General features: G+C 71.6%; 27 protein-coding genes. 9 read left to right on the top strand and 18 right to left on the bottom strand.

All coding sequences use genetic code 11. The features are described from left to right. Positions 1-4 precede the first annotated feature (4 nt). The 4 genes from ACGH7X_RS38370 to ACGH7X_RS38355 all read right to left on the bottom strand — a co-directional run bounded on the left by ACGH7X_RS38370 (position 5) and on the right by ACGH7X_RS38355 (position 2,796). Positions 5-757 carry a (5-formylfuran-3-yl)methyl phosphate synthase gene (locus tag ACGH7X_RS38370; protein ID WP_399894967.1) on the bottom strand — a complete coding sequence of 251 codons (753 nt, stop codon included), beginning with the start codon at positions 755-757 and terminating at the stop codon, positions 5-7. Between the two features lie 251 nt (positions 758-1,008). Next, positions 1,009-1,374 carry a hypothetical protein gene (locus tag ACGH7X_RS38365; protein WP_399894964.1) on the bottom strand — a complete coding sequence of 122 codons (366 nt, stop codon included), beginning with the start codon at positions 1,372-1,374 and terminating at the stop codon, positions 1,009-1,011. 89 nt (positions 1,375-1,463) lie between these two features. Then, positions 1,464-1,973 carry a 2'-5' RNA ligase family protein gene (locus ACGH7X_RS38360; RefSeq protein ID WP_399894961.1) on the bottom strand — a complete coding sequence of 170 codons (510 nt, stop codon included), beginning with the start codon at positions 1,971-1,973 and terminating at the stop codon, positions 1,464-1,466. 4 nt (positions 1,974-1,977) lie between these two features. Beyond that, a complete protein-coding gene (locus ACGH7X_RS38355) occupies positions 1,978-2,796 on the bottom strand; it encodes an SAM-dependent methyltransferase (protein WP_399894959.1) in 819 nt (272 codons plus the stop codon). Positions 2,797-2,926: 130 nt separating this feature from the next. Here ACGH7X_RS38355 and ACGH7X_RS38350 point away from each other — a divergent pair, with 130 nt between their 5' ends. From ACGH7X_RS38350 to ACGH7X_RS38340, 3 genes are all read left to right on the top strand, one after another. Then, the gene (locus ACGH7X_RS38350) at positions 2,927-3,598 is read left to right on the top strand and encodes a HEAT repeat domain-containing protein (RefSeq protein ID WP_399894956.1); all 672 of its coding nucleotides are present in this window, start codon (positions 2,927-2,929) and stop codon (positions 3,596-3,598) included. Between the two features lie 3 nt (positions 3,599-3,601). Further along, a complete protein-coding gene (locus ACGH7X_RS38345; protein ID WP_399894953.1) occupies positions 3,602-4,606 on the top strand; it encodes a MerR family transcriptional regulator in 1,005 nt (334 codons plus the stop codon). Between the two features lie 94 nt (positions 4,607-4,700). Beyond that, a complete protein-coding gene (locus ACGH7X_RS38340) occupies positions 4,701-5,441 on the top strand; it encodes a class I SAM-dependent DNA methyltransferase (RefSeq protein ID WP_399894950.1) in 741 nt (246 codons plus the stop codon). 56 nt (positions 5,442-5,497) lie between these two features. On the opposite strand, the gene ACGH7X_RS38335 is transcribed toward ACGH7X_RS38340, so the two are convergent. From ACGH7X_RS38335 to ACGH7X_RS38320, 4 genes are all read right to left on the bottom strand, one after another. Then, the gene (locus ACGH7X_RS38335) at positions 5,498-8,296 is read right to left on the bottom strand and encodes an AAA family ATPase (protein ID WP_399894947.1); all 2,799 of its coding nucleotides are present in this window, start codon (positions 8,294-8,296) and stop codon (positions 5,498-5,500) included. A 140-nt stretch (positions 8,297-8,436) separates the two neighbouring features. Continuing rightward, positions 8,437-9,156 (bottom strand): alpha/beta fold hydrolase, encoded by a 720-nt coding sequence (locus ACGH7X_RS38330; protein WP_399894945.1) that lies wholly within the window; start codon positions 9,154-9,156, stop codon positions 8,437-8,439. Between the two features lie 105 nt (positions 9,157-9,261). Continuing rightward, positions 9,262-10,212, bottom strand: a complete 951-nt coding sequence (locus tag ACGH7X_RS38325) for an alpha/beta hydrolase (protein WP_399894942.1) — start codon at positions 10,210-10,212, stop codon at positions 9,262-9,264. Positions 10,213-10,306: 94 nt separating this feature from the next. Then, complete coding sequence (locus tag ACGH7X_RS38320; RefSeq protein ID WP_399894939.1) at positions 10,307-11,086, bottom strand: DUF427 domain-containing protein; 780 nt, start codon at positions 11,084-11,086, stop codon at positions 10,307-10,309. A gap of 381 nt (positions 11,087-11,467) precedes the next feature. Between ACGH7X_RS38320 and ACGH7X_RS38315 the strand changes: the two genes are divergently transcribed. After that, positions 11,468-11,830: a hypothetical protein gene (locus ACGH7X_RS38315; RefSeq protein ID WP_399894936.1), complete on the top strand. Its 363-nt coding sequence runs from the start codon at positions 11,468-11,470 to the stop codon at positions 11,828-11,830. Positions 11,831-11,885: 55 nt separating this feature from the next. Here ACGH7X_RS38315 and ACGH7X_RS38310 read toward each other — a convergent pair whose 3' ends face one another. Next, on the bottom strand, positions 11,886-12,350 hold the full coding sequence (locus tag ACGH7X_RS38310; RefSeq protein ID WP_399897648.1) for a spore-associated protein A: 465 nt from the start codon (positions 12,348-12,350) through the stop codon (positions 11,886-11,888). 172 nt (positions 12,351-12,522) lie between these two features. Beyond that, complete coding sequence (locus ACGH7X_RS38305; RefSeq protein WP_399894934.1) at positions 12,523-12,900, bottom strand: winged helix-turn-helix transcriptional regulator; 378 nt, start codon at positions 12,898-12,900, stop codon at positions 12,523-12,525. Between the two features lie 50 nt (positions 12,901-12,950). Here ACGH7X_RS38305 and ACGH7X_RS38300 point away from each other — a divergent pair, with 50 nt between their 5' ends. Further along, positions 12,951-13,691: an alpha/beta fold hydrolase gene (locus tag ACGH7X_RS38300; protein ID WP_399894931.1), complete on the top strand. Its 741-nt coding sequence runs from the start codon at positions 12,951-12,953 to the stop codon at positions 13,689-13,691. A gap of 38 nt (positions 13,692-13,729) precedes the next feature. Here ACGH7X_RS38300 and ACGH7X_RS38295 read toward each other — a convergent pair whose 3' ends face one another. Continuing rightward, positions 13,730-14,401, bottom strand: coding sequence for a YoaK family protein (locus ACGH7X_RS38295; protein ID WP_399894928.1), 672 nt, complete (start codon positions 14,399-14,401; stop codon positions 13,730-13,732). 72 nt (positions 14,402-14,473) lie between these two features. After that, on the bottom strand, positions 14,474-15,559 hold the full coding sequence (locus ACGH7X_RS38290) for an NAD(+)/NADH kinase (RefSeq protein WP_399894925.1): 1,086 nt from the start codon (positions 15,557-15,559) through the stop codon (positions 14,474-14,476). A gap of 199 nt (positions 15,560-15,758) precedes the next feature. Here ACGH7X_RS38290 and ACGH7X_RS38285 point away from each other — a divergent pair, with 199 nt between their 5' ends. Beyond that, positions 15,759-15,998 (top strand): hypothetical protein, encoded by a 240-nt coding sequence (locus tag ACGH7X_RS38285; RefSeq protein ID WP_385962930.1) that lies wholly within the window; start codon positions 15,759-15,761, stop codon positions 15,996-15,998. Beyond that, a complete protein-coding gene (locus ACGH7X_RS38280; RefSeq protein ID WP_399894922.1) occupies positions 15,998-16,381 on the top strand; it encodes a toxin Doc in 384 nt (127 codons plus the stop codon). Before ACGH7X_RS38285 ends, ACGH7X_RS38280 begins: the two co-directional genes overlap by 1 nt. A gap of 30 nt (positions 16,382-16,411) precedes the next feature. On the opposite strand, the gene ACGH7X_RS38275 is transcribed toward ACGH7X_RS38280, so the two are convergent. Continuing rightward, positions 16,412-17,014, bottom strand: a complete 603-nt coding sequence (locus ACGH7X_RS38275) for a GPP34 family phosphoprotein (protein ID WP_399894920.1) — start codon at positions 17,012-17,014, stop codon at positions 16,412-16,414. A 110-nt stretch (positions 17,015-17,124) separates the two neighbouring features. Between ACGH7X_RS38275 and ACGH7X_RS38270 the strand changes: the two genes are divergently transcribed. Next, a complete protein-coding gene (locus ACGH7X_RS38270; protein ID WP_399894917.1) occupies positions 17,125-17,523 on the top strand; it encodes a GNAT family N-acetyltransferase in 399 nt (132 codons plus the stop codon). A gap of 182 nt (positions 17,524-17,705) precedes the next feature. Here the strand turns inward: ACGH7X_RS38270 and sigJ are convergent, their stop codons facing one another. Beyond that, positions 17,706-18,605 carry an RNA polymerase sigma factor SigJ gene (sigJ, locus tag ACGH7X_RS38265; protein ID WP_399894915.1) on the bottom strand — a complete coding sequence of 300 codons (900 nt, stop codon included), beginning with the start codon at positions 18,603-18,605 and terminating at the stop codon, positions 17,706-17,708. A 105-nt stretch (positions 18,606-18,710) separates the two neighbouring features. Between sigJ and ACGH7X_RS38260 the strand changes: the two genes are divergently transcribed. Then, positions 18,711-19,073, top strand: coding sequence for a hypothetical protein (locus tag ACGH7X_RS38260; protein ID WP_399894912.1), 363 nt, complete (start codon positions 18,711-18,713; stop codon positions 19,071-19,073). Between the two features lie 3 nt (positions 19,074-19,076). Here the strand turns inward: ACGH7X_RS38260 and ACGH7X_RS38255 are convergent, their stop codons facing one another. The 4 genes from ACGH7X_RS38255 to ACGH7X_RS38240 form a co-directional block, all read right to left on the bottom strand. Then, the gene (locus ACGH7X_RS38255) at positions 19,077-19,688 is read right to left on the bottom strand and encodes a DUF998 domain-containing protein (RefSeq protein WP_399894909.1); all 612 of its coding nucleotides are present in this window, start codon (positions 19,686-19,688) and stop codon (positions 19,077-19,079) included. 46 nt (positions 19,689-19,734) lie between these two features. Further along, positions 19,735-21,069, bottom strand: a complete 1,335-nt coding sequence (locus ACGH7X_RS38250; RefSeq protein ID WP_399894906.1) for a diacylglycerol/lipid kinase family protein — start codon at positions 21,067-21,069, stop codon at positions 19,735-19,737. Between the two features lie 266 nt (positions 21,070-21,335). Further along, complete coding sequence (locus tag ACGH7X_RS38245; RefSeq protein ID WP_399894903.1) at positions 21,336-21,869, bottom strand: GNAT family N-acetyltransferase; 534 nt, start codon at positions 21,867-21,869, stop codon at positions 21,336-21,338. Between the two features lie 49 nt (positions 21,870-21,918). Then, positions 21,919-22,533 (bottom strand): transglutaminase-like domain-containing protein, encoded by a 615-nt coding sequence (locus ACGH7X_RS38240; protein WP_399894900.1) that lies wholly within the window; start codon positions 22,531-22,533, stop codon positions 21,919-21,921. Positions 22,534-22,550 lie beyond the last annotated feature (17 nt).

The raw sequence follows: 22,550 nt of genomic DNA, 5'->3' as shown, positions 1-22,550 counted from the left end.
GCGGTCAGCTCGCGGCGGCGGGAGCCGCGTGTTCCTGGACGTGCCGGTCCATCTCCGCCCGGAACGCGGCCACCAGACGCGGTTGGATCCGGCCGGAGTTGCGGTCGCCTCCCTCGCACACCGCGCCGCGCACGCCGACGATGTCCGTCCCGATGCGCGCCAGTTCGCCCAGGTCGCCGGTCTTGACACTGCCCGCCAGTGCGGCGAGGAGGCCGGCCCCATGGGCCAGTCGCACGAACTCCGCGCAGACGTCGGGGGAAACGTGGTCGAACAGCCGCGTCCCGTCCTTGACCGCGGTGTCGAGCATGGCCGCGTCGGAGCCGGAGCGGCGGGCGATGTCGGGCAGCGCGAGCGGGTTGACGCAGCCGACCCGGTGGGCGTCGGCGTAGCCGGAGGCGACGACGAACGCGTCCTGCCGGTAGTCCTTCACCGCCCGGACGACCCCTCGCATGACGTCGACGGCCTGCTCGGGCGTGGTGCACCCGTAGAGGCCGACCTTGATGTAGGTGGCTCCGGAGACGGCCGCCCCGAGCGCCGCCTGAGCCACCGTGCCGGGCTTGTACGGTACGTCGCCCACGGTGGCGGACACCGGCTTGTCCGCCGGGATCGCGGCCCGGATCTCGCGGATGACCCACGGGAAGTTCGCACCGAGCGAGCCCTCGTCGGGCTTCTTGACATCGACGATGTCGAGGTGTTCGGCGGCCTTCGCGCATGCGAGGGCTTCCTCGACACTGTCCGGAGAGATGAGGAGCAACAAGGTGGAATCCTTCCCCTGCCCGTCACCTGCCGAAGGCAGGTATGCGGATTCGCCTGGTTCACGTGCGGTCCGCACATCATTTCCGCGGCCGTCGGCCCTCGGCAGGGCGCGCGGAGTGACGAATGGGTCATTGCCACGGCCGGTCCGCGCCCCGCCCGGTGCGCCGTCTGCGCCGAGTCGGCGGCGCGCGTGTGCACTCCTCGGCGCGTGAACCGCTCGAAGGCGGCCGTCTGGGGAATCGGTCGGCGGTCCTAGCGCGTCAGCGTCTCGAAGCCGACATCTCCGCAGTACTGCACGACGATCCCCTCCGCCTCGGGGTCACTGTTGTTCATCGCCGCCGCCGTCGCCTCACCCAGGGTGCGTCCTCCGCCGACGGGCTCGTCCCGGAGCGATCGCAGCGCGAGAAAGGCGTCTTGAGCGGCGGCGCCGACCTCGTCGTACTCGGACGGGTCCGGCGTGTCCGTGCCCGCCGCGTTCCGCGCCTTCTGCCACTCGCCGACCTGCATGCAGTAGTTCTCCCGCTGCTCGGTCAGCCGCTGCTCGTCCCGGCCCTCGGACGAGGAGCACCCCGCACCCACCGCCACCAGGACAACGACTGGGAGTACTGCCCTGAGCATGCGCACCACGTGGCCCCCCGGCTGGAACTTCGTTCGCTCGGCACTGTCACCTGCGACTGCCGCGACAGGCTACCGCTGTGGGACACGACCTAGCGGACGAGGGGCAGTTCGGTGAGGTGTCGCCACCCTGTGGGGGTGAGGGCAACCACGTGCAACGAGTCGATCTCGGTGGTGATCGGCAGCGCGGCAGCGGTGCGGCGGGCGATGTCGGCGGCGGGTTCCGGGGCCGCGTCCAGGGCCACGGTGACGTGCACCGGCGGGTTGGGGCCGAACCGGCCGCCGTACGGGGCATGTTCCGGGAAGGCGGTGCGAACGGCCTTGGCCACGGCGCCGAGTTCGGGCACCGGGACGCCGACGAAGCCACCGCTTCGTTCGACCGAGGACATCCGGACGTGGACTCGGCCGACGGGTAGTGCGACCCGTAGCCGGTGCAGCTCCGGTTCGCCGACCTCGTCGACGGCCAGCCACGGGTAGAGCAGCGCGGCGTGTGCGGGCACACCTGGTCGCACCGCCCGTGCGTCCACCTCGGCGGCCGACCGCAACAGCGGCCCGGCGTCCGGCATCATCGCGAGTACCGCCGTCGTTCCGATCCGGACCAACGCTCTACGGCTTCCGGGCCAGGCCGGCGGCGATGAGACGCTCCCAGACGGTCAGTTCGTCTTCGGCGTCGCCCTTCCGCGTACTGCCGGCGGCCTCGGAACGCCACACGGACGCCGGTACGATCCCCGGTTCGAGAATCTCCAGGCCGTCCAGCAGGGCCGCGATCTCCTCGTCGCTGCGCCACCTGCCGCGGCCGAAGGTCCCCTGGAGGACCTTCTCGGCCTCCGCCGTCTCCGGGTTGTTCCCGGAACGGAAGTGGCTGACGAAGAAGTAGATTCCGGACGGCACGTGATCACGCCAGTGGCGGACGATCCCGGCGGGGTCTTCCTCGTCGTTGACGTGGTGCAGGATGGCGCTGAGCATGACGGCGACGGGGCGATCGAAGTCGATCAGCTCCTGGGTGTCCGGGTGGCGCCGTACTCCCTCGGGGTCGCGGACGTCGACCGGCACGACCCGCGTCCGGTCGTTCTCCTCCAGCAGCGCCCGCCCGTGGACCAGCACCTGGGGGTCGGTGTCGACGTACACCACCCGGGTGTCCCGAGCGTGCCGTTGCGCGACCTGGTGCACGTTGTCGGCCGTGGGAAGACCGCTGCCCAGGTCGATGAACTGGCGCACCCCGGTCGTCGTCACGATCTCCCTCACCGCCCGGGTCAACGCCGCGCGGTTGGCGAAGGCGATCGCCACCGACCCGGGAAGGTCACGTTTGAACACGTCACCGATCTCCCGGTCCACGGCGTAGTTGTCCTTGCCACCGAGCAGGTAGTCGTAGACGCGGGCGATGCTGGGCCTGGTGCGGTCGATGGAGGAACTGGCTCCCGTCATGGCACCCATCTTCTCCCGACGCGAAGCGCCGCGACCACCACTTCGGCAACCGTCGCGGGGAGGTGGCGCGGGCTGTGTTTGACCTTGACACGGTGACAAGGCCTTCACTGCTGCCAGGGAGGTGGTCCCGATGACCATGACGAGACAGGACGCGGACGCGCTGCGAGCGCTCCAGGGTCTGGAGGACAGTCGTTCGTCCGTGCGGCTGCGGGCGGCCATGGCGGTCGGCACGGCGCCCGACCCGCGCTTCGTCGGCAAGCTCGTCGAGCGATCCGCGATCGAGCCGGAGTTCTTCGTCCGCGACATGCTGACCTGGGCGCTGACCCGCCACCCGGTGTCCTTGACGCTCCCCCGGCTGGTCGGTGAAGTCCGTTCGGAGCACGCGCAGGCACGGAGTCAGGCGCTGCACACACTGTCCAAGATCAGGGACCGGCAGGCGTGGCCGGCGATCACACCGGCGGTGCTGCGCGACGCCGACGACGAGGTGGCGCGCAGCGCCTGGCGGGCCGCGGTCGTGCTCGTACCGGAAGGCGAGGAGTCCGCCCTGGCCTCGGTGCTGGCCACGCAGCTCGGGCGCGGTGACCGGGAGACGCACCTGAGTCTCAGCCGGGCACTGGTCGCGCTGGGTGAGGCGGTTGAGGGGGTTCTGCGTGCCGCGACGACGGCCCCCTCCCCGCACGTACGCGCACACGCGCTCGCCACCCAGCGGCTGCTGCGCGACCCCGACGCCGGATTCGAGTTCGCGATCGAGGAGGCGAAGCGCGTCGTGGCCCTCGGCGGGTCCGGCGAGGAGGGAAGATAGAGCGTGTTGATCGGTGAGGTGGCGCGACGGTCCGGGGTCAGTGCCCGCATGCTCAGGCACTACGAGTCGCTCGGCCTGGTACGGCCTTCCGGTCGCACCGGCTCCGGTTATCGGGAGTACTCCCGTGCGGACATCCGGCGGATCTTCCATGTCGAGAGCCTGCGGTCGCTGGGGCTGTCACTGCGGGAGATCGGTCGTGCGCTCGACGAACCCGGCTTCACGCCGTCGGCCCTGGTCGACGACCTCGTCCGGCAGACCCACGAGCGCATCGCGGCCGAGACCGAGCTGCTCACCCGGCTGCGCCGGATCGATGCCGCGGACCCCGCCGGCTGGGAGGACGTCCTCCAGGTCGTCGCGCTCCTCCAGGCGCTGGGCTCCAAGAGCGCCGACGCGCGCCAGCGGGCGGCCCTGTCCTCGGTCCACGAGGCCGTGGTGCCGGTGGAGGCACTGGTCGAGGCGGCACTGAGCGAGGCGGATCCGAACGTCGCCGGAGCCCTTCGGTGGGCGCTGGCCCGGTCGGGCGACGACGGCACGGCACTGCTGGCGGAGGGCCTCGGCTCGCCGGTCGCGGCGGTGCGGGAACGGGCCGTTCAGACCCTCGCCGAGATGCCCGGCGCTGAGGCCGCCGCGCATCTGCGGGGCGCGCTGGCCCATCCCGACGTCGTGGTCCGCGGGTATGCGGCACTGACGCTCGGGACGCAGGGGGTGACCGACGCGGTCCCGACGCTCATCGACATGATCGTGGCGGGAAGGAACGACACCGATGCGGCCGACGCGCTGAGCGTGCTGGCGGGCGAGGCCGCGATGGCCGATGAGATCGCGACCGGGCTCGTCGGCCGCCTCGCCCACGACGCCACCGCGGCGCCCGCACGCGGACGGCTGACCCAGGCACTGGCGGGCATCCCGGGGGCGAGGGCGTCCAGTGCCCTGGTGGAGCTGTCGCGCGACGAGGACCGTGCCGTCGCGCTGACCGCGGCGTACCTGCTTCGGCTGCGCGAGTCCCGGTGACGCGTCCGCCCGCCGGCGGACACACCGCGTGAGCGGAGCCGGTGGTCGTAAATGCGTCGACAGCGCCCCGCCGCACCCGGCAGAGTGGCCGCCCGTGACGAGCAGTGAGCTGTGGACCCGTGCGACCGCCGACCGCTACGACGCCGAGGAGACCGAGATGTCCTCGGCCGCCGTCCTCGGTCCGACTCTCGACTTCCTCACCGAGCTGGCCGGAGACGGCCGCGCGCTCGAGTTCGCCATCGGAACCGGACGAGTGGGCGTGCCGCTCCGGCAACGCGGCGTGCCGGTGGTGGGCATCGAACTGTCCGAACCCATGGCCGCGGTCCTGCGGCGCAAGGTCGACGAGGACACGCTGCCGGTGACCATCGGGGACATGGCCGCGACCGTCGTTCCCGGCGAGTTCGCCCTGGTCTATCTCGTCTACAACACCATCACGAACCTGCTCACGCAGGACGAGCAGGTCGAGTGCTTCCGCAACGCGGCACGCCATCTGAGGCCCGGCGGCCGGTTCGTCATCGAGCTGGGCGTGCCGCCGCTGCGCTTTCTGCCGCCCGGCCAGGTCGCGGTGCCGTTCGACGTATCCGAGCGGCATCTCGGTTTCGACACTTTCGACCTGGTCGAGCAGATTCTCGTCTCGCACCATTTCACCCGTGACGGAGACGACGGCGGCTACCGCCGTGACCACTCCCGGCACCGGTACGCCTGGCCGGCGGAGCTCGACCTGATGGCACGGCTCGCCGGGCTCGAGCGGGAGCGTCGCGTCGGGGACTGGGGCGGGGAGCCGTTCACCCAGGATTCCGCGAAGCACATCTCCGTGTGGCGCAAGCCGGTGTGAGCGCAAGCCAGGTGAGCGCATGCCGGTCCGAGACCGGCCCGGGCGGCATCCGGGCCTCAGGCCGGGGTGGCGGACGACCGCTCGGTGCGGGTGGTGCGCAGTTGCCGGCGGGAGGTGATGCCGAGCTTGGCGAACACCTTGCGCAGGTGCCACTCGACCGTGTGCGGGCTGAGGAACAGCTGCGCGCCGATCTCCGGGTTGGTCAGCCCTTCCCCGGCCAGACCCGCGATCTGCGCCTCCTGCGCGGTCAGCGCCGCCGGATTCGCCACCCCGCGCCGGGCCACGACCTCTCCGGTGGCCTGCAACTCGCGGGCGGTGCGTCCCGCGAACGCGCCCGCACCGAACCCGGTGAACATCGCGTGTGCCGTCCGCAGCTGATCACGCGCGTCGCTGCGCCGGTTCTCCCGCCGCAGCCATTCGCCGTACACCAGGTGGGCCCGGGCCAGCTCCACCCTCAGGCGGGTACGCCCCAGCCGCTCGATCGCATCCCGGTACCACCCCTCAGCCGCTTCCCCCTCGCTCACCAACGCGCGTGACCGCGCCTGAACACCCAGCGCCCAGTCCGTGCCCGCCGCCCCCGTCACCTCGCCCAGCCGGTCAAGCGCGGCAACCGCCTCGTGCCGCTCACCGCACCGCACCGCCGCCTCCACCGACTCGACGAGGTACCAGCCGAAGAAGCCGAGGTCCTCGTACTCACAGGCGCGCCGGGCCCGGTCGAGGGCGACGTCGTACCGGGACAGGCCGTTGTGCAGGACGGCCGTCGCGTAGTGGGCCAGGCCCAGGGCCCGCCCCTGGCCCTTGTCGGTCGCGGTGCGGATCGCCTGCTCGATCGCCTTCATGGCCCGGCGCTCGTCGTCGCGCCAGGCCACCAGCATCAGGGAGGTGTAGTCGAGCGGAGCGTTGCCCGTGGCGGCGGTCAGCGTGTCCGCCTCGTCGATCAGGGCCGACGCCTCGGCGAACTCGCCGGCTTGCAGGTGCACACCCGCGCGGTAGGTCAGCGCGACGGGCAGGGAGGCGAGAGCCCCGGCGCCACGAGCGAGCCTGACGGCGCTGTCGGCCAGGTCGTGCCACGCCTCGTCGTCCCACAGCTCGGGGGCGATGGGTTCGGGTGCGACGGGGCATGCCAGCCACAGCCACCGTGCGGTGTCGCCGTGTCCGTCCCCCGCCTCGGACCGGAAGGCCCGCAGGGCGTCCCGCAGCGGTCCCACGGCGGCCGCGTAGCCCGCGGTGAAGCGGGTCGACACGCCCTCCAGAAGGAGATCCGTCCGGCTGGGGGACCCGGATGTGCGCGCCGCGGCCCGGGCGGTCTTCGCGGCGTCCTGGACGGTGGTCCCGCTTTCGAGCCGCCCGGCGAAGACGGCTGCCGCGAGGGCTTCGAGATACGTCTCGCGGGCCAGCACCGCGTCGAGTGGCTCAAGGCGCCTGGCGGCTTCCAGGAACAGGGGCGTCGCCTCGCTGCCGCGGCTGCGGGCGAAGACGATCCGGGCGTGCAACCGCGCCAGCCGGGCACGGTGAAGACGGTCCAGGGGTCCTGTCTCGGCGGCCTTCGCGAGCTGATACGCCGACTCCACCTCCGCCGCCTCGAACTTCGCCTCGGCGGCGATCAGTGCCCGCTCACAACGCAGCGAGGAGTCCGAGGTCAGCTCCATGGCGCGCGCGAGGAAGGCCGCCGCGGCGGTGAGCCCGCCCCGGTCTCGCGCCCGATCCGCGCAGCGCACCAGTTCGGTGGCCACGTTCTCGTCGGGGAGCACCGCGGCGAGGGCCAGGTGCCACGCGCGGCGATCCGCGTCCTGCGCCGGGTCCGTCGCCTCGGCCAGCGCCCGGTGGGCGGCGGAGCGGTCGGCCTGGGTCGCGTGGCGGTAGGACGCCGAGCGTACGAGCGGGTGGCGAAACCGGACCCGGCCGCCGAACTCGATCAGTCCGAGTGCCAGCGCCGGTGACGCCGCGTCCAGGTCCATTCCGAGTCGCTGTGCGGCGCGGCGCAGCAGGGTGATGTCGCCGATCGGCTCGGCGGCCGCGATCAGCAGCAGTCGCCGGGCCGCCGGCGGCAGCGACTGGACCCGTCTGCGGAAGCTCTCCTCGATCCGGGCGGCCGAGGGCTGCGCGGCCGGTCGGGCGAGACCGCCTGCCAGGTCGGCCGCCGTGATCCCGCGCGGGAGTTCCATCAGTGCGAGTGGGTTTCCCCGGGCTTCGGCGAGGATCCTGCTTCGGACGTGCGCGTCGAGCGCCCCGGGCAGCACCGACCGGAGCAGGGCGCCGGCGTCGTCCTCGTCGAGGCCCGTGAGTGTCATTTCGGGGAGCCCGTCCAGGAGCCGCTCGTCGTCCGGTTCCCGTACGGCGAAGACCAGGCCGACCGACTCGGCCTTGAGGCGCCGGGCGACGAAGCCGAGAACCTGCAGTGAGGCGCGGTCGAGCCACTGGGCATCGTCCACCAGGCAGATCAGCGGCTTCTGACGGGCCACCTCGGCCAACTGGTTCAGGATCGCCAGACCCAGCAGGAACGCGTTGGGTGGCGGCCCTTTGGTCAGGCCGAACGCCACGTCGAGGGCATCGCGCTGCGGATCGAAGAGGTGGTCGACGTCGTCGAGCAGCGGGCCGCACAGCTGGTGCAGTCCGGCGAACGGGAGTTCCATCTCGGCCTCGCTGCCGGCGGCGCGGGCCGTCCGGCAGTCGGGCACGGCGGCGGCCAGCTGGTCCAGCAGGGCGGTCTTGCCGATGCCGGGCTCTCCGCGCACCACGAGAGCGGCGCTCCGCCCCTCGCGTACCTTCGCCGCCAGCTGGTCGAGCATCCGGGATTCACGTCTACGGCCGAGCACCACGTAACACCCCGCACTGTGCAAAAAGGCATCGACCATATCGAGCCTACTCCGCGCGGCCTGTCCGTGTGCGGCTGTGGATGATTCGGTGCGGCCCTGTTTCGCGGGTTCCGCGAGCGCCGGGTCGGCCGATCGCCCTCGATCGGCCGCCCGCCGGCGCTGTGCGGAGCGCCGGCCGCTCAGGCGGTGGCCTGAGCCGCCTCGTTGATCAGCCGCGCGACGTCGCCGGGACGCGAGACGGCGACCGCGTGGGAGGCGGAGACGCTCACGGTCGTGGCCTTCGCACGCTCGGCCATGAAGGTCTGCGCCTGCGGCGGAATGTTGCGGTCCTCGGTGGCCACGAGAACCCACGAGGGGATGTCCGCCCACGCGGGGGCCGAGGCCCCCTCCCCCAGTGCGGCATCGGTCACCGGCCGCTGGGTCGCGGCCATGACCACCGCGGTCTCCTCGGGGACGTCGGCGGCGAACTGCTGGGGGAACTTGCTCTTCTCGATGTAGAGATCCGCGACCTGGCTGCCGTCGGACAGTGTGACCGGCACCGGGCGGAGCGCCTCTGCGAGTGTGCTGCCGGGGAACTTGCCGGACAGCGTGATCGCGCTCTCGCCCTCGTCGGGCACGAAGGCGGCGACGAAGACGAGCGCCTTGACGTTGTCGAGCCCCTTCGCGGCGTTGCTGATGACCGAGCCGCCGTAGGAGTGGCCGGCCAGGACGACCGGGCCGTCGATGGAGGCCACGAGCTGCCTGACGTACTCGGCGTCGCTGGTCAGTCCGCGCAGCGGGTTGCTTGCGGCCACCACCGGGTATTCGTGGGACTGGAGCTTGTCCACGACGCCGTTCCAGCTGGAGGAGTCCGCGAACGCGCCGTGGACGAGGACGATGGTCGGTTTCTGTGCACTCATCGGATTGACCTTTCCCATCCGTGGAATACGCGCGCCGTCGCGCGTATGAACTGAGCCGAATTCGCTCTCGACGACGACTCGGCATTTCGTCCCCCGACGTGTGTGTCAGTTGGTGCCGAGCGCCTTGCGCAGCACGTGAACGGCCTGCTCGACGGCCGCGCTCGAGGCCTGCGTCCCGCGAACGGGGTTCAGCATCATGAAGTCGTGCAGGGTGGCGTTGTAGCGCATGCTCGTGGTCGGCACGCCGGCCTGGATCAGCTTGCGCGCGTACGCTTCGCCCTCGTCGCGCAGCACGTCGTTCTCGTCGACGACGACGAACGCGGGCGGCAGGCCCTGGAGGTCTTCCAGCGTAGCGCGCAGGGGCGACGCGGTGATCTGTGCGCGCTCGGCCGGGTCGCTGGTGTAGGCGTCCCAGAACCATTCCATGGCCTTCGCCGTCAGGTGCGGCCCGTGGGCGAAGGTGCGGTAGCTCTCGGTGTCCTGGGCCGCGTCGGTCACGGGGTAGTACAGCGACTGGTGCAGGAAGGTGACGTCCCCGCGCTGCTTGGCCATGTGGGTGAGGGCGGCGGTCATGTTGCCGCCGACGGAGTCACCGGCGACGACCAGCCGGGAGGCGTCCAGGCCCTCGCCGGCGCCCTTGGCGGTGATCCACTGGGCGGTGGCGTACGCCTGCTCGATGGCGACGGGGTACCTCGCCTCCGGGGAACGGTCGTACTCGACGAAGACCACGGCCGCCTCCGCCCCCACGGCCAGCTCGCGCACCAGACGGTCGTGGGTACCGGCGTTGCCGAGGATCCAGCCGCCGCCGTGCACGTAGAGGATCACGGGCAGGGCACCGGTGGTGCCGACGGGCTTGACGATGCGTACCCGCACGTCGCCGACCTGGGCCGGGACGGTGATCCACTTCTCGTCCACGTCGAGCTTTTCGACGGGCTGTGCCTGCACGTCGTCGAGCAGCTTGCGGGCACCGTCGACGCCGAGTTCGTACAGCAGCGGCGGCTTGGCGGTCGCGTCGGCGAATTCCTGCGCGGCGGGCTCGAGATTGACGTCACTCACGGCGTGCTCCTTCGGGGCGGCTATGACGTTTGTGTGCCTTTCACCCCATGAGACCGAGCCGGGAGTCGATGTGTGACGTGCCACGGTGAAAACCTCAGGGAATTGGCCGGTCCGGGGGCTTCGGCAGCAGGTCGCCGTCGATGTACAGATCGACGTGCTCGTTGTAGAAGGCACTCATGCCGGCGATGCGATTGGCGTGGATCGTCGGAAAGTCGTAGGTCCAGGCGATGTCCTCGTGAGAAGCGGTTTCGCTGTCGAAGGACCAGTAGCTGCTCGTGGTGCCCTTGTACGGGCATCGGGTCACCGTGTCCGAGTGCCGCAGCCGGGCCCAGTGGATGTGTGTGCGGTCGAGGTAGTAGCGGGTGGGCAGTCCCGTCTCGAACAGCTTGACGCAGGTGGCGGCATCGGCCAGCACGACACCGTCCAGCTCCACTCGGACGGTGCTGTCCGAGCGCAGGGCATCCACGCGGGAGTACGGGCTCCTGGGATGGACGAAGACCGGCTCGTCCTCCTCGAACCAGGAGTCCATCGCCTCCCACTCGAAGCGCACGGTGTCGTGCAGGGCCTGTGGGGCGCCGTCACCCCAGACCCATGCCGCGCCCTCGCGGACCTCGGAGCCGACGTGAAGGGTGTGCCGGTGTGCGGGGCCCGCACCGAGCGGCTCGGCGTGTCCGTCGTCGTGGAGCACACCGTCCACCAGGTCCGCGACCGGGATGCTGAACTGGGGGTAGGCCCGCCACTCCCACACGTACAGCGCGCGACGCGTGTCGAAGACGATGCGGCCATTGATCAGACCCCGGATGCGGCGCGGCACGGGCTCGACGTGCCCGACCGGGACGATGAGGCCGGGATGCAGGATGCTTTCGGTTGCCATGGTGATCACCTTGATCGGTTCGCCGACTGTGCGCCGGGGCGTGCCAAGAGTGTGTCATAACACTGTGTCCCGTTCGCTGTGACGGCGCCGTCACGGATATCAGTGTGACGACATGTTGTGTTCTCTCTTCATCGGCGCCGAACGCCGACGGAGCATCGGAAGGCGTGACGTACTCTCGGCAGGCTCGCCGACGAGGCCGCCACCGCGGTGTTGCGCACGATCACGCCGGCCCATCTCTTCGACTACTGGGGCCCTGCGGACGAGTTCGCACCCGCCCGTGCGTCATGCGCATTGGTCGGCAGGCCCTTCACCAGCCATGATCGGTCCATGATTCGAGGACGCATCATCGCTGAAAGTCTGCGAACCGGCGCGGACATTCGGGTGGCAGGGCTCCGACTTGTCCGGCTCGGCCGCCACGACGTGGCCGCGTCGACGCGGCCGGCTGAGGAACGTTCGGGCGGCGACCAGCACGGAGCGGTCAGCGGTCAGCCGACCACCTGGACGTTCATCGACTTCGAGGCCCCGGACTCCGTCGCCGGCGAACTCGCGCACGGCCTCGCCGGTGCCCTTGAACCAGACCTTGGATGGTGGGCCGACTTCACCGTGAACGACACCGACCACGTGATCGTGTTCGCCGGACGCTTCTTCCGCTACCGCGTGGGTGACCATGCGGGCAGAGCCGAAGCGGTCGCCTGGGGCCGGGCGGCCGGGACACCCGAGTACCAGCTCGACTGGGGTGTCTAGCAGACGAACGGGGGCTCCGGTCGCGGTGGAGCCCCCGGTCGTTCGGCGTTGTCGGTCAGCGTTCGCCGGCGAACCAGTCCTTCTGCGGGGTCTTGGCCGCGAGTGCGCCGCAGTTGGAGCCGTAGTTCCAGGCCTGGAGGTTGTCGATGACGCCGCCCCACTCGACGCAGGCGCCGCGCGCGGACACGTACACCGGTCCGGCGTAGGAGCGGTAGTCGCCCTCGTCGTACTGGTCCTCGCCGCTGTCGACGTTGCGCACGTAGGCCACCATGTACTTCGGTGCGCCGGTGCTGTTGCGGATGGTCACGGTACAGTTCTTGCCCGTTGCCGAGTTGTAGGTGAGATACACCGTGCCGGTACCGCCGATCGGCATGGAGTTCACCACCTTGTAGCCGGAGCCGCAGACACCGTTGTACGACGCGGTCGTACCGGTGGTCGCGGCGCCTGCGGCGGGAGCCGTCGCCAGCAGCCCCGCCCCCATGGCTCCGACGGCGATCAACGACGCCCCCACGGCTTGCATGGAACGCTTCATGGCACCTCGATCCGTGAATGGACTGGCCTCCCCATGGTGTTGCTGAAGCCACCCAGTGAGACCTTTGCACCCCTTCGGTGGTTGTACGCCGTTGACGGCTGTTTACAGCCATTCGCGGAGAAGATCGGCAAGCTCGCTCCGCGCCGGGCGGAGGGACGAGTCAGCTTCCGGTCGCCGAGCCGTCCTCCGTCGCCACCTGGAAGCTGACGACGGCGTCACCGTACGACCTAGCCCAGTCCGTCAGGGCCGCGATGGGTTCGACGAGCGTCAGACCGAGGTCGGTCAGGCTGTACTCGACCCGTGGCGGCGCTTCGGCGTAGGCGCGGCGCTCGACCAGGCCGTAGCCCTGAAGCCTGCGCAGTGTCTGGGTGAGCACCTTGCGGGAGATGCCGCCGACCAGATCGACGAGTTCGCCGTGCCGGCACGGCCCGCGACTGAGCGCGAACAGGACGACGACCGCCCACTTGTTGGTGATGATCTCAATGGCCAGCCGGGCCGGGCAGTCGGCGAGGAAGACGCTTCCCGCGGAGTCGCGCATGAGCCGAAGGTTACCAAAAGGTACCCATCGGATCCGTAGCGTCCTGTCCCATGAACACGTCGCATGCGAAGGTCTACGTCCTTGTCCATGGTGCCTGGCACAGCGGTCACGTCTGGGACCGCGTGGCGCCCCTGCTGACCGGGGCAGGTCACCGGGTGTTCGCCCCTTCACTGACCGGCCACGGCGAGAAGGAGCACCTGCTCGGTCCCGACGTGGGACTCGACACCCACGTCGCCGACGTCGTCGCACTCCTCGCCGAGGAGGAGCTGACCGACGTGGTGCTGGTCGGGCACAGCTACGCCGGGATGGTCATATCCGCCGTGGCCCATCAGGTGCCGGACCGGATCGCGGGTCTGGTCCATGTCGACGCGATGGTTCCGGACGACGGTGAGACCGTGCTCGACGTCATGCCCGCGACCCGGCACCTGCTCGATCTCGCCGCCGCCTCCGCCGACCCGTGGCGTGTTCCGCCGCTGCCGGAACGCCCGGCGCCCGCGGGCCTGTTCGGGGTCACCGACCCGGCGGACGCGGCATGGCTGCGCACGATGCTCTCGGACGAGTCGGCGCGCTGCTTCCAGCAGCCGGTCCGGCTGGACAACCCGGCCGCGGACGCGATCCCCCGGACGCACATCCACTGCGTCGGCAGCACGCCCGAGGGTGTCACCCGCCGCCCGGTCCCCGAGACACAGCCCGACGGCACTCCGTCGCGGGTGTGGGAGTTGCGCAGCGGCCACGACTGCATGGTCACCGTGCCGGAGGAACTGACCGAACTCCTGCTGAAGGCCGGCTGACGGAGCCGACCGGCGTCCCGGTTCTCCGCACCTCGGTGTCAGGCGGAAACGTGTGCCTCTCCTCGTGGCCCCACGTGCGTGGTCAGCCACGCCGCCGTCACCAGGAGAGCGGGGAACACGGCGGACACACCGTGCAGCCACCGCTCCAGCAGGGTGAACGCGGCGGCGCCCAGAACCAGCAGGCCCATGGTGACCAGGGCCCGTCGCGGCGGCCGCCGTGCGGTCACCGCCTCCGCGACGGCCTGGGTCAGCAGTCCCGTCAAGTAGGCGGTCGTCACCTTCGCGCCCAGGGTGACGCGCACACCGGCGCTCTGGCACCCCATCGCCGCCGACACCGTGCCCAGCATGACGGTGCGCGCCCAGCCGCTCGGGTGACCGGCCGCCGAGAGCCACCACGCGGCGACGGTCCACAGCAGTACGAGTTCGAGGAGCAGGAAGTCGGCCGCCGGGGACCGCGTGCCCCGCTGGGCACGGGCGGCCGCCCAGCTGCCTGCTGCCGCGCCCAGCACGTAGCAGAGCACCGCGAGGCCGGCCAGTCCACCGAGTTCCCGGTCGACGCTCCCCAACCCGATCCCGAACATCGCCGAGTTGGCGGTCACCACGCTCGTGAAGACTCCGCCGAGGGAGAGGAAGCCCAAGGCGTTGACCGCGCCCGCGGAGACCGTCAGCAGCCGCGCGGCCCACGCCTCAGCACGCTGCCGTGGACGCACCGGTCGATCCCGCCGACGGATCCCTTCCGCGGTCCTCTCCTCGTCCCGCCGGCCGCCCGCCCTCACCGAAGCTCATGGTCGCCGCCCGCGCTCGTGCGCCGCGTCGGCCGGCGGCACGGGCATCGCCAGGTGTGCGAGGTCTCCCGGTGGGGGTGTACTGACCGGCCACAGGGGGGCGGGCGTGCCGTCGGCGACCGCGGCCGGGGCGTCGGTCAGCCGCATGCGTTCCCGCAGCCGGCCGTAGAAGTCCATGGGCCCCAGCCGCACCGCCCGCAGCCGGTGCTGAGCGGCGTAGACGCCGAGCCAGTCGCCCGGATCGAGTACGCCCCGCAGCTGCCCGTCGATGCTCACGGCGGCGCGGCCCGAGCGTTCGAGGATCCGCAGTCCGACGGGTTCGTCCGGTGCGGTGACCACCGAGCGGTCGAACGTCATGTGCGGGGCCACCGCCGTGAAGACGAGTGCCTCGGCCCGGGGAGAGACGACCGGGCCGCCCGCGGCGAAGCTGTAGGCGGTGGAGCCCGTCGGGGTGGCCACCAGCAGCGCGTCGGCGGAGTACGAGGCCAGCAGCCGGCCGGAGACATAGACGCCCACGGAGATCTGCCGGTCCCTCGACAGCTTCTCGAGCACCACGTCGTTGAGCGCCGTGACGTTCAGGGCGATGCCCCATTCGTCGCCGCTCTCGCAATCGGGACGCACCCGAGGGGGCGGCAGCAACGGGCCCCGCCCGTAGCGCATGAGCGCCTCCATCTCCGACGGGATCTCCAGCAGGCGGGAGGTCCGCAGAGTGAGCAGCATGCGGCTCTCCGGCTCCAGATCACCACCCTGGACGGCATCGAGGGCGGAGCGCACCGCGGGCGCGGGGACCTCGGTCAGGAACCCGACCCTTCCCAGGTCCACGCCCAGGATCAGGGCGTCGTTCTCGGCCGCCAACCGGGCGCCGCGCAGGAAGGTGCCGTCGCCTCCCAGGGTGACGATGAGGTCCGGGTCGCCCGCCGCGTCCACCTCCTCCCGGGCGCTGTGGCGGCCGTCGCCGCTCCACACGTCGATGTCGGTACACACCACGGCGTTCTCGTCGCACCACTCACGCACTTCCCGTGCGGCCTGCGCGGAGCCCTCGCGTCCACCGTGCACCACGAGTCCGACCCGCTCGATCGTCACCACTGCCTCCCTGCGCGTTCGTACGGGTTGCCCGAGGTGTGCTCGGCTCGCGTCGATCCGGAACGACGGAATCCTCGCCGACCGTCACCGCGAGGCGGGCCGCGACATGCCGAGGCGGGGCGACCGGGTCGGGAGACGGGAGGGCCCGCCGCTCACCCGGCGGGTCGCGTGTCAGGTACCGAGTAGGTACCATGCGGGTATGCCATCGCTCAACGTGACCTTCACCGAGGAAGAAATGGAAGGCGTGCGTGCCGCTGCCGCAGCCGAGGGCAAGAGCCTGAAGCAGTACATGCACGACCTGGGTGTCCGCGAGATGCAGCGCAAACGGTTCGTCGCCGGCGCCACCTCGTGGGCGGACCGGCTGCGTGCCGAGTTCGACGAGGCGTTCCCCGACGAGATCCCCCCGTCCCAGCGTGGCGAGGGAGTCACCGCCGCCTGATGAGCGAGCCCCTGTACATCGATGTCCCTTGGCTCCTGGACGTCCAGGACGCCGCTCTCGACAACGAGGACGTGTCGGTCACGGACTACTCCGCCCTCGTCGCGGCCGTGGCGCGGCACAAGACCCGCATGCCGACCCTGGCCGCGTCCAATCCCGACAGCGCGTGGCGGGCGGCCGCCCTCCTGCACACCATCGTGCGTCTCGAGCCGCTCCCCCACCGCAACAGCCTCTTCGCCGCCTTCGTCACCGGTCAGTACATGGACCAGTCCGGGGAGGGGATCGACCCGCCCTACGGGGATCTGTCCGACCTGATCAGAAAGGTCCGCGAGACCCGGCTGAGCATCTACGACATCGCCGACGCGCTGCGCTCCTGGCGCATCTGACACCGCCGCGGCCGGACGTCTGCGAAGCGGTCACATGCCGCGCCAGATGTTGTCGAACGCCGCCTCCTCGATGCTGCGGCGCTGCCGGATGGCGGCCAGCTCCACCACCGCGTCGTTCACGGTGGCGAGCACGGCCGCGATCCCGTCGTCCTCGGGGTCCGCCACCTGGTCGGCCGACTCGTGCCGGATTCCCACCGCGGCCGCGAGACCCACCAGCACGGGATCGCCCAAGGACCATCGCTCGGTGGCCTTCCGCCGGGCCGAGGGATCGGCCGGGGCGGGCCGGTCGGCGGTACGCCGTACGGTCCATCGCGATCGCCTGCGGCCGCCGTCGTCCGCCCCCGCGGCGGCGAGGTACTCCACCGCCAGGCCGCGCCCCCGGCGCCACAGCCAGTCCTCCACGGACTCGGCGGGTTCCTCCGCGACGAGCAGGGCGGCCGCGTCGAGCAGTGGGTCACCGGACTGAGACGGCGACGCCGGCCGAAGACGGAGCCCGTCCAGCGACACCCTCCCCGCGTCCAGCAGGTCGACCAGTTCGGCACCGGCAAGGGCCAGCGAGAGGTCACCCCGCTCCACCGGATACTCGGAGCCGACCTCGAGAGAGACGATCGTCAGGTCGTGCGCTGTGGTCATGGCGGAAGCTCCACATCTGTCACATCTGCTGCGATACGGCGGCCTTGATCCGAGTCAGCCTACCCACGCCCGTCGTACGGCCCGCGTCAGGCGGCCGCTAGGTTCGGCCCATGACGATCACGTACGAGTGGCGGGGCGACGTCGGCAACGAGGCTCTCGACGAGTTGCACGCCGAAGGGTTCGGTCATCCGGTGGAGCGGACGGACTGGCGTGCGAGGCTTCGGCGGCACAGCCTCGGCTGGGTCTGCGCGGTGGAAGACGGCGCTCTGATCGGATTCGTCAACATCGCCTGGGACGGTGGAGTCCACGCGTTCGTCCTGGACACGGTCGTGGCTCGGCGCCGTCGTTCGAACGGGGTGGGGGCCGCGCTGCTCGAGGCGGCCGCCGAGGGATGCCGTGCGGCGGGATGCGAGTGGCTGCATGTCGACTTCGAAGAGCACCTGAGATCCTTCTACGTCGACACCTGTGGCTTCCGGGAGACGGCGGCGGGGCTGATCGCCCTGTCCTAGGGGGTGTCGTTTGGATCGGGCCGGCTCCAGCCAACGTTGCGTTGTTGCCGACCCGAGCGGGGCCTGGTGCGTGCAGCTGCAAGGCGGAGGAGGGCGACAACGCGGAGCGTTGGCAACCGACGACAACGCCGAAGATGTGCGTGCCAGGCCCCGCGACCCCGGCATGATCCAAACGACACCCCCTAGCTCCACGCCCGCAGCTTCTCCGGATTGCGGACCGCCCAGATCCGGGTGACGCGTCCCTCGGCGACATCGAACGCGGCTACGGTCACGACGACGCCGGCCCGCTGGGCCACCAGGCCCGGCACTCCGTTGACCGACCGCTCCAGGAGTTCGAGCCCCGGTGCCCTGTCGGCGATGGCGACCATGTACCGGGCGATGCGCGCTGCGCCTTCGACCGGGCGCAGGACGCTACCGACCTGTCCGCCGCCGTCGGCGGTCATCACCGCGGCCGGGTCGAGGACGTCGACGAGGGCCGCGATGTCCTTGCTCTCCCATGCCTCCTTGACCTGCCGGACCACGTCGGCCCGCACGGCCGCCGTCACCGGGGCCCGCGCCACGCGCGCCCGCCGCCGGGCGGAGGCCGCGAGCTGCTTGCAGGCGGCAGGGGTCCGGCCGACGATGCCGGCGATCTCCGCGAAGGGATAGCGGAAGACGTCGTGCAGCACGAAGGCCACCCGTTCGGCGGGTGTCATCGATTCCAGGACGACGAGGAAGGCCATGGTCACCGATTCGTCCAGGACCAGCTGATCGGCGGGGTCGGCGGGGTCGGCGCCGTGGCCGTGGTGCCACTCGGCGTGGTCGGGCAGCGGCTCGGGCAACCACGCGCCGACATAGCGTTCACGCCGGGCCCGCGCCGAGCCGAGCACGTCCAGGCAGATGCGGCCGGTCACCGTCGTCAGCCAGGCGCCCGGCGCCACGATCTCGTCCTGCCGGCTCCGGGGCAGCGCGTACCAGCGTGCGTAGGCCTCCTGCACGGCGTCCTCGGACTCGGCCAGCGAACCCAGCAACCGGTAGGCGACATTGATCAGTTGGCGCCGCTCGGCGGCTGCCGCGTCGGTACTGCTTCCGGCTGTCCCCATGCCCCCGCGCCCCCTGGCCCGCCTTACCTTTCACCGGCCCGCGTCGTCGGGCTGGTGAGACCTTACCGATCTACTGCCCCCGGGGGGCGGAACAGGGGACGTGGCATGGCAACCCAGGTGGCGGCGCGGCGCCGATTCTCGTTTCTGCGGATCACGATCGCCCTGCAGACCCTGACCATCTTCCTTCAGGCGGTCTCCGCCGGACTGCTGCTGACCTCGTCCTACGGAGAGACCCTGCACAGTGCAGGAGCGCGCGTGATGTACGGGGCGTCGATGCTGTACCTGCTCGCGGCGGTGCTGGCGTGGAAGCCGGGTGGAGGCTCGCCCCGGCCCGTCTGGCACGCCTCCGGCTTCCTCGTCCTCGCCTCGGTCCAGGTCGTGCTCGGCATCGCCCACATACCGTCGGTGCATCTCCCGCTCGGTGTCCTGATGTTCGGGCTGAGCCTGCTCGCGCTGGCCCGGCGCTGACCGTCACCGGGCACGGGCGGTCCGCTCGTCCCGGTCCGGGGGGTGCCGGAGGCAGGAGGCGGCGACCACGAAGGGCCACACCGACTGGACGGACGTCACGGCGCGTTCCGCGACACCGGCGCCACCCTGTCGTTGCACCGCGATCAGGAACCACACTCCGCCGGCGGCCATCAGGCTCGTCGCCACGATCGACGGCGCGCGTCGCAGGGCCCAGGGGGCGGCCGAACCGCCGTTGACGGCGAGGACCGGCCACACCGCCAGCAGGGTGAATCCGACCACCACCACCGCGCCGTGGCGCAGAGAGCCCCCGCTGCTCGGCGCGGGAAGCGCCACCAGGACCAGCGCGGCGAGCCCGCCGCCCGCCAGCGCCACGCGCCCGGCGGTGGCGGCCGGCCGCAGTCCCCAGGCGGTCAGCAGGTGGCAGATGCCCAGGGTCAGGAAGGCCCCCGTCATCACCCAGAATCCGGAGGCCCCGTACGCCCCCAGGACACTGATCGTCTGAGTGACGGGATCGTAGGAAGACCCTTCGAACAGCGCGGCCACGGTCCAGCCTGCGATCAGCAGGACGGGCGCACACCCTGACGAGAGCAGGACCCATCGGGGAACAAATCGCATCGGGCAACCATAAAGCGGCCCACCATGCGACGCAGCGAGGACGAGGTCAGCGATCCGCGCGGCGCCCTGGCCGGTCGAGGGCCACGGTCACGATCCGACGCCAGTCCAGTGGCGGGTCCGCGGGCACCGTACCCGGCCGGTCCCGCGGGACCAGGACGCGCAGCGCGCCCGGCCGGACGGTGCACACCACGGGCGTGGGCAGCGTCAGCGCCTCGCCGTCGACGGCCACCGGGATGCTCCCCGCGTCGGCGGTGACCTCGATCCGGCGGGATGTCAGGATGGTGAGCGCCGGGGAGAGGGAGCGCCGCACCGCGAGGTCGGCCGCCTGCGCCGCACCGTCCACGCGGACACCGAGCACTCCGAGTTCGCCCCGGTCCAGCCGGGGCCTGCGCCCCAGGTCGAGCGGATCGGACGACGCGTAGGCGTTGTTGCTGACGAGCAGGGCCTGCTGTCCGTCGACGGCCCGGTCGTCGGCGAGGGCGTCGAGACGCTCGCCGGCTCCACCCGCCAGGAGGTCCGGCATCGCGTCGAGCGCGGTACCGGTCTTGGCGTCGCGGTACTCGGGGCGCTGCACGATCGCCGCGTACACCCCGAACGACACCGTGTTGACGAACGCCCGGCCCGCCACGTCACCCAGGTCCACCCTGAGCTCCTCCCCGTCGGTGAGGGCGTCCAGGCACCGGGAGGGGTCGGCGCGGTCCAGGCCGAGGTCCATGGCGAAGTGGTTGCGGGTGCCGGCGGATATCACCAGGAACGGCAGGCCGTGCTCGGCCGCCACCGCGGCGACCAGTGCCTGGGTGCCGTCGCCGCCCGCGACGCCGAGCAGGTCGGCGCCCTCGGCGACGGCGTTCCGGGCGAGTTCCCCGACGTCCGTGTGGGTGCCGGGCTCCAGGAGGAGTACCCGGGCGCCGAGGGCCTCGGCCCGCTCGACGAGGTCGAACCGCTCCACCTTTCCGCCGCCCGAAGCCGGGTTCATAATGAGGACCGGCCGTCCGGGCGCTCGGTGCGGGCGGACGGCCGTCCGCGCCGGCTCCGGCCGGCGCTCCGCCCGCAGGGCGCCGCGCGCGCAGGCCAGTGCCACGCCCCACAGCAGGATCGCGGCCGGTGCGGTGAACCACATGCCGCCGTTCAGGAACAGCAGGAGCACGGCCACCGGAGCCGCCACGGCGAGCCCGGCGCCCAGCACCCGCAACGGCCCCCGGTGGGCCAGGAACCACCAGGCGCCGACGGCGCACACCGCCAGTCCCGCGAGTGCTCCCAGGAGGACGAGGGAACCGCCGTCGCCGAGCGACAGCAGGACGACGAGGACCGCCGCCGCGGCCGCGAGCAACGCGTAACGGGCCAGCGAACGGGCTCTGTCCGACGGATCGACCTTGCTCACCTGCGCGCTCCCCACTTCACCGAGGCTCCGGGCGAGGGGGAGCCGCCGGGCAGCCTACGGCCTCCGTGCGGACCGTGGACGGCCGCCGGCCCCGCGGCCTCGAACGCTGCCCTTCGGGCTTTCCCATCCGGACCGCCGCCCCTGCCCGCCCGGTCGCCCGCCGGCGGAACTGCGGGGCGGGTCGGCAGGTCGAAGGGCCGGCGGGTCGAAGGGTCGGCGGGTCGAAGGGTCGGCGGGTTGGCAAGTCGGCAAGTCGGCGGGGCGTCTCAGTCCGGCGTCGGAACCCGACTGAAGCTCCGCTGCCAGCGCAGCTCGCCGTCGTGCCACCGGCCGGTCGGCGTGAGCCCGGCGGCCAGGGCGACGGCGGCGGAGGCGTGATGTTCGGGGTGGATGTGGGCGATGACGCTCCGCACCCGCTGCCGGGCGAGGCGGCCCACGAGTCCGCGGGCCGCCTCGGTGGCAATGCCCCTGCCCTGCCACACAGAGCCCACCACCCAGGCGATCTCGGCGACGAGTCCCTGCCCGGTGGTGCGGACCGTCGCCTGCACCGTGCCGGTCAGGCACTCCTGCGCACGGAGCCGGATCACCCAGTTCAGCCAGGAGACGGCCGGGTCGGGTGAGCCCTTGGCCAGGCGCTCGTACCGCGAACGCAGGGCCTGCGGGGTGTCCGGCACGCCACCGATGAAGGTGTGCAGAGCCGGATCGGCCGGCACCCGGGCCATCTCATCGGCGTGATCGACGCGCAGGGGCTCCAGGTCCAGCCGCCCGGTGCCGATGGCCTCGGCCGAGAGGCGGCTCATACCGCGCCCGCCCCAGGGCGTTCGCCGTCGGTGATGCGGTCGCCGTTCCTCACCGGAGTGCGACTTCGCTCGGACCGTTGAACGGCGCCAACGACAGGACGGTGCGCGGCGTGCGCAGCTCCTCACTTTCCGCGAACAGCTTGCGCGCCGCGTCGAAGGGTACGTCGTCGCCCGCCACCGCCGAGGCCCGGTCGTGCAGCTCACGGGCGCTGTCGCTCATCTCCGTCTCGCCGCCCGCCCCCGCTCCCCAGGTGTCCCACAGCAGCGTCTCCACCTTGTTCAGCGCAGCGAGATCGATCCGGACGTCGTGTGCCACGAACCACTCGCCGAACATCGGCCCCTCCTGCGGAGGATGGAGCCCGAAGGTCCTGGGGTCCGCGTCGCCCGCCCGGATGGCCCGCCACGCCTTGCCGGCGACGATGAAGCGGTCCCGTGGCACGTCCATCGGATCGAAGTCCACCTTCCACCTCTCGCAGACCACCGGGTCGGCCAGCTGCGGGTCGGCGAGCAGCCAGCCGCGCGCGGGGTCCCAGTACTCGGTCACCACGTGGTCGCCGTGGAATCCGTCCGGACCGAAGTAGTCGGCGAAGCCGGAGCGCAGTCGTGCGGGGATGCCCGCGTGACGCAGGAACGAGCAGTACAGCAGCGCGAAGTCGCGGCACACTCCGACGAACCGGTCAC

The sequence above is a fragment of the Streptomyces sp. BBFR51 genome (genome assembly GCF_044591655.1).
In the GTDB taxonomy this organism is placed as follows: domain Bacteria; phylum Actinomycetota; class Actinomycetes; order Streptomycetales; family Streptomycetaceae; genus Streptomyces.
The sequence above is the reverse complement of the archived record's forward strand: the minus strand, read 5'-3'. Positions and strand labels throughout refer to the sequence as shown.